9 protein-coding genes and 1 pseudogene are annotated in these 9,016 nt (G+C 65.6%); 7 read left to right on the plus strand and 3 right to left on the minus strand.

The annotated features are described in order from the left end of the window. The first annotated feature begins 680 nt into the window (after positions 1–680). Together QIT00_RS38235 and QIT00_RS38240 are read left to right on the plus strand one after the other, a co-directional pair. Positions 681–1,460 carry a response regulator transcription factor gene (locus tag QIT00_RS38235; protein WP_282540117.1) on the plus strand — a complete coding sequence of 260 codons (780 nt, stop codon included), beginning with the start codon at positions 681–683 and terminating at the stop codon, positions 1,458–1,460. Between the two features lie 469 nt (positions 1,461–1,929). Then, positions 1,930–2,463 (plus strand): NUDIX hydrolase, encoded by a 534-nt coding sequence (locus tag QIT00_RS38240; protein ID WP_282517207.1) that lies wholly within the window; start codon positions 1,930–1,932, stop codon positions 2,461–2,463. On the opposite strand, the gene QIT00_RS38245 is transcribed toward QIT00_RS38240, so the two are convergent. Next, positions 2,441–3,781: a helix-turn-helix domain-containing protein gene (locus QIT00_RS38245; protein WP_282540118.1), complete on the minus strand. Its 1,341-nt coding sequence runs from the start codon at positions 3,779–3,781 to the stop codon at positions 2,441–2,443. The two genes, QIT00_RS38240 and QIT00_RS38245, sit on opposite strands and share 23 nt — an antisense overlap. Positions 3,782–3,906: 125 nt before the next feature. Between QIT00_RS38245 and QIT00_RS38250 the strand changes: the two genes are divergently transcribed. The 4 genes and pseudogenes from QIT00_RS38250 (at position 3,907) to QIT00_RS38265 (ending at position 6,155) form a co-directional block, all read left to right on the plus strand. Continuing rightward, positions 3,907–4,152, plus strand: coding sequence for a hypothetical protein (locus tag QIT00_RS38250; RefSeq protein ID WP_282540119.1), 246 nt, complete (start codon positions 3,907–3,909; stop codon positions 4,150–4,152). Further along, positions 4,149–4,388 (plus strand): annotated as a pseudogene (locus tag QIT00_RS39170) (DUF7848 domain-containing protein). The gene QIT00_RS38250 and the pseudogene QIT00_RS39170 overlap by 4 nt, the downstream one beginning before the upstream one ends. Positions 4,389–4,809: 421 nt before the next feature. Then, entirely contained in the window at positions 4,810–5,253 is a 444-nt protein-coding gene (locus QIT00_RS38260) for a glycine-rich domain-containing protein (protein ID WP_282540120.1), read from the plus strand. 62 nt (positions 5,254–5,315) lie between these two features. After that, positions 5,316–6,155 carry a protein kinase family protein gene (locus tag QIT00_RS38265; protein WP_282540121.1) on the plus strand — a complete coding sequence of 280 codons (840 nt, stop codon included), beginning with the start codon at positions 5,316–5,318 and terminating at the stop codon, positions 6,153–6,155. Positions 6,156–6,203: 48 nt separating this feature from the next. Here the strand turns inward: QIT00_RS38265 and QIT00_RS38270 are convergent, their stop codons facing one another. Next, entirely contained in the window at positions 6,204–6,806 is a 603-nt protein-coding gene (locus QIT00_RS38270; protein ID WP_282540122.1) for a DinB family protein, read from the minus strand. A 278-nt stretch (positions 6,807–7,084) separates the two neighbouring features. After that, positions 7,085–7,417, minus strand: a complete 333-nt coding sequence (locus QIT00_RS38275; protein WP_282540123.1) for an ArsR/SmtB family transcription factor — start codon at positions 7,415–7,417, stop codon at positions 7,085–7,087. A 152-nt stretch (positions 7,418–7,569) separates the two neighbouring features. Here QIT00_RS38275 and QIT00_RS38280 point away from each other — a divergent pair, with 152 nt between their 5' ends. After that, on the plus strand, positions 7,570–8,538 hold the full coding sequence (locus QIT00_RS38280; protein ID WP_282540124.1) for a DMT family transporter: 969 nt from the start codon (positions 7,570–7,572) through the stop codon (positions 8,536–8,538). Positions 8,539–9,016 lie beyond the last annotated feature (478 nt).

The raw sequence follows: 9,016 nt of genomic DNA on the forward strand, positions 1-9,016 counted from the left end.
TTCATCGATAGCGCCTGGCAGTACCAGCTGTTGGACACAACCGGCTTCCCGCCGCGCCTTGCAGCTGTAACGCTCGATTGGCATCCATTGGCTGCTCAGCCGCTGCTCATCAACATGACGGAACTTGCATGACCGTTTACTCGGTCTTTAGAGACTTCCCGATCCAGGAATAGGAGACTCTTCGGGGCGTGGCAATGTCGGCACGCACTCATTGAGATCCATCCGTCCGAGGTGCCAGCCGCGACACACGCGCTCTGTGCCCCCGTTGTATGGCGGCGGGCCACGGCGTCGACGTCATCCGGGAGGGGGCGTACGGCAGTCCGCGAAACCGTCTCCTGCATGGGATTGCGGTAGCGATCGGTTGGAACCACGGCGAGCAGGGTTTGGGGTTACGGCTTCGACTCACCCAAAGCTGGCAGAGAGGGCCCCGTGCGAGCAAGCGTCACGAAGCGCGCATGCAGTCCGTGATCTACGCGCTGCCCAGCGGTAGTTGCCGCCAGACAGCACTCATCCCGGCAGGCTCGGCAGTGCTTCGGCACGCCACTCTCACGGCCACGGAGCGGGTGTCAGACGCCATCAGGCCCCCGCTGCGATGAAGCAACCCGCCGGGTAGCTGTGCCCAGCTACGCCCGCCCGACAGGCGCTGCTCCAAACCCGTATACGAGAATTTTGGGGGCGAAATGGTAGAGGGCACGAATTCACGCAGCTTCACAAGCCTTCGGGCCGCAGGGGAAACCGGAGGCAGACTTGGGCGCCCCCCAGGTCCTGCGGTCCTGGTAGCCGATAGTGACCCCTTGTCCCGTCATGTCCTAGGAACCACACTTCGGGACAGTGGCATGGTGCTGTCCGTCACTGCCGTCGATGCTGCACGGCCTTTGCGTGAATGGCGGCTCGACGGGGTGGAAGTGGTTCTTTGGTCGATCAGCCCCGGTGTCGACATAAGTGATCAAGTGCGCACGCTTACCAGCAAAGGCATGCGAGTCGTACTGTTGAGCCCCCACTGGAAGGCGGAGGAAATCCGCTCGGCGTTGACAGCAGGCGCGGCCGGGCTGGTCACCAAAGATGCCAATCCGTACCGGCTCGTGGTTGCGATCAGTGCCGCGGCAGTCGGCTACACCCTCGTTAACTCGGAACTCGACTCCTGTGGACTCTTTCCGACAGGCCTGGGAGGACGTTTCAAGACCCGTTTCACCACGAAGCCCGATGCGGCACAACGCCTGTTGGACCTCTCTGACCGGGAGTTCGAGGTGCTATCTCACCTGGCTGCTGGTCTGTCGACACCAGAGGTCGCGCAGCGCATGGGTATCACGGCGACAACCGTGAAAAGCCACGTGTCACACACGCTGACTAAGCTACAGGTGCGTAACCGGGTCGAAGCAGTTCTCGCGTATCAGAGGACGATCACGCAGCATTCGTCGGATCTCGGGGCGGACGTCCCCCTCTGTGACAACCTGAAGTGATTCAGGGGATATCGACACAAAGGCCCTGTCTCTCATTCGGTGGTAACGGAGAGTCGCGATGCTCGTTGACATCGGCATGAGGGGTGTCGGCGTACAAGTGAACGTGGTCGGGTGGCCCGGGGGATCTCACCCCCGGGCCACCCGACCACTCAGGCGAGTACGCGGACACCCGCTGCTGTGAGCGCGTTCAGCGGCACCAACGGCGGTCAACATCCCACTGGGGAATCGTGACCGAAGGGGTGGGAAATTCCTGACGCTGATCATGAATATCTTGGGGAATTGCCTGACCGTCGCCACACCGCCAGCAGCTCGGGGCGTGGCGCTCACCGCAGTCAAGGCCCGGCGCTGTGCTGAGGTGCAGAGCGCCCCCCTGCCCGCATCTCGTCACACTGACGCGAATTTCCTCAACGCGGCGGTCGAACCTGGATCGTTCTGGGATGCTGGGGTCAGAGCGAGAGGGGCCGCAGGTATGGAGTGGAAGACCCACGGAGAGCGCCAGATCTACACCAACAAGTGGGTGAACCTGTGTCTGGTCGACGTCCAACAGCCTGACGGCCGCAGGTGGGAGTACCACGTCGTCCGCCTCCGGCACCTGGCCGTGGCCGCGGTGGTCAATGACCGCCAGGAAGTCCTGATGATGTGGCGGCACCGGTTCATCACGGATTCGTGGGCCTGGGAGCTGCCCATGGGGCTCGTCGAAGAAGGGGAGTCCCCCGAAGAAGCGGCGGCTCGTGAAGTTCTGGAGGAGACGGGCTGGCGTCCGGGGCCCATCAAGCCGTTGATCTATGCCGAGCCGGCCAACGGCATCACCGACTCCCAGCACCACGTGTTCCGCGTGGATGGCGCGACCTACGACGGGCCACCCACGGAGAAGAACGAGTCCGACCGCATTGAGTGGATTCCTCTCTCGGAGCTGCGCGGGATGGTCGACCGCCGCGAGATCCTCAGCAGCGGATCGCTGGTCGGGGTTCTGTACCTCCTCATGGACGAAGCGACCCGCTGACCGGCGGGTGGAGTTCCCGTATCCGTGCCTCGAAGGCCAGAGCTACTGGCTCCTGTGCGTGTGGGGCCAACTGGCCGTAGAACTCTCGGAGATGACCTGACACACGCTCGGAGGCGACGGCTGTCGCAGTCTCCAGTGCTTGCGTGGCGGTGCGGCACGCCTGATCGAGCTTGCCTTGGTCCAGTTGCGTACGAGCAAGCCAAAAGGCGTGGAACGCGCGCCCTCGCTGATTCGTACGGTCCTCGCGCTGTAGAGCATCCGCGATCAAGGGCTCGGCGGTCGCCGCTTCGCCGAGTCGGCCGTGGGCAATGCCCGTGTCCACGATGAGTTTCGGTTCGTTGAAGTAAGACACCCACGACGGGTCGTCATCGTCCGGCTGGATCTCCCCGAAGTAGCGGTGGGCTTCCCCGATGGCTCGGTGGGTATCGTCCCGGTTTCCCAGCGTGGCGTGCGCAAAGGCTTCCCGCATGGACAGCATCGACAGGACGCGTGGGGTCTTGCCGAGTGCTGAGTGTGCCTGGTCCTGAGCGGCGGTCGCGAGTGCCAGGGAGTCGGCGGGCTTGTCCTGGTATGTCGCCTGCAAGCTCATACAGGCCAGCACGTTGGCCATGAACGACCGGTCGTTGATCTCCTTGGCCAGCCGCAGCGCCTCGGCAAAGTATGCGCGGGCCTGGTTGTACTGACGAGCGTCGAAGTAGGTCCAGCCTGTGAGGCGGGCCAGCTCGGCGGCGATTCCGTACAAGCCGTTCTGGATGGAGGGTGGTCTGCTCTCCTTCAACAGCTCGATCACGTGGCGGAGTTGGCCGACAACGGCGGGCCTCAGTGGCTCGCCGCCATGCTGGTCGTCCCTGCGCCAGTAGTCCTCGATGGAGGACCGGAAGGCTTCGAGTGTGGCAGGGCCGAAACTCGTCCGAGCGGCCATGGCAAGGATGCTGTCCACGTCGGGACCGGGCAGGGACGCGGGAGCCGCCCCTTCGGGCTCATCGGCTTGGGGTTTCTTTCGCTCGGAGACTGCGAGGGCCTGGGGCGTCTCCCATGCTCGTCGGGCGAGCCCGAGCATGTGGCCGGGGATGCGTAAGCCGTCTGAGATGCGCTCGATCACATCCATGTGCCTCAACTGGGCTCGCCCTGCCATGACTTCACCGATCCGACTGGGAGTCATCTCGCATCGCCTGGCGATCATCGACGGATAGATGCCGGCCTTGACCTTCATGAGCCGGAAGACCCTGGCGAAGTCCCGTACCCGGCAGGCGTCGATCATCTCGGGGTCGGTGAGCAGTCTGGCAGGCAGTTCCTGCGGCCGGTGAGCGTCGGGCATTGGGCAGGCTCCTCACTGCGAGGGCTACGCAACGTTACTGGGCCTCTACTTACCGCTGAGTTTACTCAAGTTGGGTAACTGGCTTGGCCTTTCAGCGATACCCCGCGCATCGCGAAGCTCTCTCCATGGCAACCACCGACGGAGGGCCGGGCGCCACGGAAGTCACCGAAGGCGTACTGGTGAAAGACTCGGACAACGGCAAGGTTGGCGTGGTGATGGGCAGTGAGGGCCCGTACCTCCAGCTCCGGCCGCTCAACGGCGGCAGGGAGTGGGACGCCAGGCCCGACAGGATCGCGCGCCTGACGGTCCGTGAAGAGATCAGCGCCCGCCTGGCGGTGCAGAACGAACGGTCAGCGAAGAGGCCCCTGTGAGTGCGCCTCGATCGCTCGTCGCACATAGGGAATGGACGCTCGAACCCGACTGCGAGCCGGACGCGGAACCGATCACCTACGCGATGTAGTGCGCCGTATGCAACGAGACGTCGGAGGCCGGCGTGGACTGGTCGGTGCCGCAGTCCTGGACGCTCGAACACTCCGGCCGCAATCCCTCGCACCACACGTATCGGGAGATCATCACGCGCCCGTGGAGCACGTGGATGCACTCCTGAGTGCGTAACCCGGTCCCGCCCGCGCCGTATGTCGTCGTCGCGGTTGGCGGATCTCCAAGTCCAGCCCTTGCCGGGCGTCTCTTACCCCGGCTTCCCCGCCGCACCAGAGCCCGGCAGGGGCTGCCCAACTCCCCACACCCAGACAAGGACCAGACATGACAGGCAGGAGCCCCAGAGATCTTCTACCGGCAGGACGTGCCCGCGGAAGTCGCGCTGAGGGCCGTGCGTGGAAGGACGGCACCTTGGCCGGAGTTGCCTTCGGCTTCATCGTCTGGGTCTCCGTGATCACCGTCCTGATCTCCGGTATCGCCGGAAACTCCTGAACTCCCGCCCCGTGCCTCGTATTTCGTGCATGCCTGACCACGGCGCGCGGGGCGGGTTGCAAGCGCAGTGCACCACTCCTACGTGAGAGGAACCCCGCATGACCGCAGTATCGAATGACCTCCGTACCGGTCGAAGCCTGGTCGATGAGGAGCTGTTCGACACCATCGTCCGGCTCGTCGTACACGAGAAGGGCTGCGACATCGACTACGCGGCGCGAGCCACGGATCAGGCCCTCGCCTTCATTGCTACGGCGTCGGTCGCCACGGTGCCAATGGTGCCGAGTGACGACGTCGACCACGGTCTCCACGCCTTCGTCCTGCACACCAAGGACTACGCGGACTTCTGCCAGCAGCACGCCGGGCGGTTCCTGCACCACAACCCGCGCCCCGGCGGAGGTGGTCGGACGCTGGCGGCCGTCCAGACCTCGACGCACGCCATGAAAGCCGCCGGGTTCCTGGTCCTCGATGACCTCTGGACCGTGAACGGTGAGAACCCCGCCCAGTGCGACTCCGACTGCGGTCGGCCGTACGGTCAGGCGTAGCCCTCGGCACGTGCGGCCAACCTGCCTGACGGGTTGGCCGCACCCGCGTGGAAGGAGAGACGTTGTCCGATCCGATTCCCGAGCTGCCCGATGTGGTGCTCAACGCGCTCAGCCCCGTAACTCGGCGCCTCGTGCTCAACCGCCGGGGCTCCACGGTCTGGGAAGTGGCCAACGGGCGCGGCAAGTTTGCGGTGAAGCTCGGCTGGCCGATCGAGGCCGGCCCCGGCTGGGATGCGCAGCCCTGGACCGCTCTCGCCCCTGCACGTGAAGGCGCTGTGCTTGATCGTCTCGGCGCCGAGCGCGTCACGTACGGCGAGTGGGAGCGCGGAACGTGGAACATCCAGCCCTGGCGTGAAGGCCCGGACCTCTACCGGATCTGGGAGCCCTGTCGCACCGACGGCTCATCGGTCCAGCCGAGCGTCGCCCTCGGCTGCGCTAAGGCACTTGCCGAACTGCACGCTCGTGGTTGGGCCCACGGGGACGTACAGCCCGCACACTTCATCATCGGCCCGGAACGCACCCACCTGATCGACCTCGCCCTGGCCGACGGCGGGCCCGTGCCCGAGCGACACGACTTCCCCTTCCGCGGCTGCCTCGTCCACTACGAGGCCCCGGAGATCTCACGCAGCGTCCTGGAGACAGGCACGGCCACGCCGACTCAGGCGGCCGACGTGTACGCGCTCGGAGCAGCCCTGTTCATCTCGGCGGCTGGCTGGCGGCATGTGGACTATCCGGGCGACGCGCCGCGCGCCGAGCAACGGCAGGCGATCGTGGACAAGCCGCATCGGCCCATCAATGTGCCAGGAGCCCTCGGCGCGCTCATAGAGCACATGATGAGCCGTGACCCTGCCGACCGCCCCAGGGCGGCGGATGTTTGCCGGGAGTTGCGCGAGGCCAATTGAGGCCACCGCCCTGGCCTGTACGCCCCCGCCGGGGTCTTCTGTCCCGTCTCATCGATGGTCGGGCGGTCTCAACGAATCTTGAGCGCGGTGGGTGTCGGCCGCCGCCTGGATGCGGGCGTGATACCGCTGCCACTTGGCGTCGTCGCCGAAGTCGTCGTGATCTGGTCCGGCTTTGCCGTCGATGAGCTCTCGCAGGACATCGGCGTGGCCAGCATGCTGGGCAGTCTCGGAGACCATGCGAACGAGCAGCACGCCCAAGGTGGTGGCCCGGCGCTCTTCGGGCCAGTGCGCCACCTGGCCCGGGGTTTCGAGTGCGAGATCCGTGATGGTCCGGTCGGCATGCGCGCAGGCACGTTGGTAGAGCCCGATGATGTATTTGCTGGACTCATCGGGCCTGGCCCACATATCTGAGCCTTCCCAGACTGAACCGTCCTCCACCCAGGCCAGCGGCTCTGGTGCCGGCCGGTCGAACGATTCGCCGAGGTATCCGTACTCAACACCTGCCAGATGCTTGACCAAGCCCAGCAGGTTTGTGGCGGTGGGTGTCATGGGTCGGCGCATGTCGTATTCGGTGAGTCCCTCCAGCTTGGAGAGCAGACCGGCCCGTCCTGCCTGCAGCTTGCGGTGCAGCTCCGCTTTGAGATCAGTCACGTGGTCCTCCCTCAAGGATGCGGCCACCCAACCACGCGGCTATGACAAGCGGCCGGCGATGCGCCCGAGGCTGACGACGGCCGACGCGATCCGGCCGGTGGCCTACGAGCTCATCACCAACGCGATACGACCCGCGGCTCTGCGCGCCCATCGCCGCCCGAATCACCTCTCTCTGCACACTCATCCAGACTGGCACCCGGTCCTACTGCTTCCAGGCCACCCAAACCGAGCGGGGTCCACACGGCACTCGGTGAGACCTCAGCCGCCGAGGCCGCGGATCAGCCTGACGCGAGCGCGGGATCGCTCTCCTCAACCGCCTGCAGCACGGAGTCGAGCAGGCCGGGGAAGCGGGCATTGAGCTCGGCACGGCGCAGGGTGTTCAGGCGTGCGTTGCCCGGGCCGGTCTCCTGACGGATAACCCCGGCCTCACGCAACACCTTGAAGTGCGCGGACAGCGTCGACTTGCTCAGGTTGATTCCGAAGGTCCCGCACGGCCTCCCATCGGCAGCGGCCAGGGTCTGCACGATCTTCATCCTGGCCGGTTCGGCCAAGGCATGAAGGACGGCATAGATATTGATGTCTTCGGCACGGGGGTGGCTGAGCGGCTTCACAGCGGTGTTCTCCCTGATCAACCCATGTGTTCGCTAGTTGGCGAACACACGTTGACTGACTCTCGGTCGCGCGTATACGTTAACCCAGGTGTTCGCCAACCAGCGAACACTTGCCCTGGAACACTGCACTGCCCACGAGGAGCCCTTCCCCCATGGCTGGGCACAAGCTTGCCGTCGCCGCTGCCGGCGGCCTGGCCACCGCACTCGCTTTCGGCGGGATGTTCGCCGTCGCCAAGTCCGCCTTCGGCCACCTGGACCCCTTCCACCTCACGCTGGCCCGCTTCACACTCGGCGCCGGGATCTTCGTCGTCGCCCTGCTCCTCGTGGAAGGCCGCACCGCTCTGCGCACCGACGGCCAACTCCTCAAGCTGTGGGGGCTCGGCTCGCTCGGGTTCGCCGGGTTCAACCTGCTCACCTACGTCGGACTGCAGTCCACCCCGGCCCCCACCGCCTCACTGATCATGGCCACCATGCCGGCGATCACAGTGATCGTCATGTGGGCCCGCACCAAACAGCGTCCCTCTCTGCCCACTCTCGGCCTGGTCCTGCTCGCCCTGACCGGTGTCTCCACGGTGCTGGGCAACGGCAACCCGCTCACCGTCTTCACAGGCGGCATCGGCGTCGGCGGCTTGCTCATCCTCGCCGGCGTCGTCGGATGGGTGATCTACACCACCGGTGCCGCCGCCTTCCCCACCTGGTCCATCCTGCGCTACACCGCCGTCACCGCCGTCCTGGGCACCTTCACCGTCGCACTGGTCACCCTCGGTGCCGGCTTCGCCGGAGCGATACCCACACCCTCCATCGCCGACTACACCGCCAGCTGGTGGCAGATCCTCTACATGGCCATCCCCGCCACCGCGATCGCGATCCTCGCCTTCAACCACGCCACCCGCACCCTCGGCCCCGCCAACGGTGTGCTCTTCATCAACCTCGTCCCCATCACCGCCTTCGCCATCGAAGCCATCCGCGGCCACCAGCCCACTCCCGCCGAACTCACCGGCGTCACCATCACCCTCGGCGCAGTCATCGCCAACAACATCTACGGCCGCCACACCGCCAAGCGCACCGCAACTACCACCCCGCCCCGGCCTGGCACCAAACCGCTGACCACCGCGGCCTGACGTCACAACCTGCCCCCACAAGAGAGCAGGAGGGGGAGCAACCGCACCCTGCGGCGCTCCCCCTCTCTCGCACGCGCAACGGGCCCTGCTGTCCGGCGCCTGCCAGGGGCACGGCACAGCAGGGCCCGGGAACATCCAGCTACCGGCACGCCCTCGGATCACGACCGCGGACACACCGCCCACCCCGACGTCGCCGCCCATCACCCGATAGGGATGGCTTCCATTCCGATTGCCGATCGTGAACTTGCGTCGAGTCCATCACCATCACGCATGGAGCAACGTGGCTCTCAGTTCCGTTGCCCAGTGGCTCTCACTCACTCTGCCGAAAACACCAGGCGTATCAGGCCCAGCTCATGACTTCACTGTGCTGGGCAATGAGTCCCTGCGGGACTGTCGAGATAGCTCCACTGAAGCGGGGACGCAGGGGACGTAGGGGACGCACTTCGCTGACTCCCCTCTACTCCCACTAGCCTTCCCT

Source organism: Streptomyces luteolus, assembly GCF_029968015.1.
Taxonomy (GTDB): Bacteria; Actinomycetota; Actinomycetes; order Streptomycetales; family Streptomycetaceae; genus Streptomyces; species Streptomyces luteolus.

What these genes read in the sequence shown, in the direction of transcription:
- QIT00_RS38235 (WP_282540117.1), top strand. Translation starts at nt 681, where the DNA reads ATGGTAGAGGGCACGAATTCACGCAGCTTCACAAGCCTTCGGGCCGCA.
- QIT00_RS38245 (WP_282540118.1), bottom strand. Translation starts at nt 3,781, where the DNA reads ATGCCCGACGCTCACCGGCCGCAGGAACTGCCTGCCAGACTGCTCACC.
- QIT00_RS38240 (WP_282517207.1), top strand. Translation starts at nt 1,930, where the DNA reads ATGGAGTGGAAGACCCACGGAGAGCGCCAGATCTACACCAACAAGTGG.
- QIT00_RS38280 (WP_282540124.1), top strand. Translation starts at nt 7,570, where the DNA reads ATGGCTGGGCACAAGCTTGCCGTCGCCGCTGCCGGCGGCCTGGCCACC.
- QIT00_RS38250 (WP_282540119.1), top strand. Translation starts at nt 3,907, where the DNA reads ATGGCAACCACCGACGGAGGGCCGGGCGCCACGGAAGTCACCGAAGGC.
- QIT00_RS38260 (WP_282540120.1), top strand. Translation starts at nt 4,810, where the DNA reads ATGACCGCAGTATCGAATGACCTCCGTACCGGTCGAAGCCTGGTCGAT.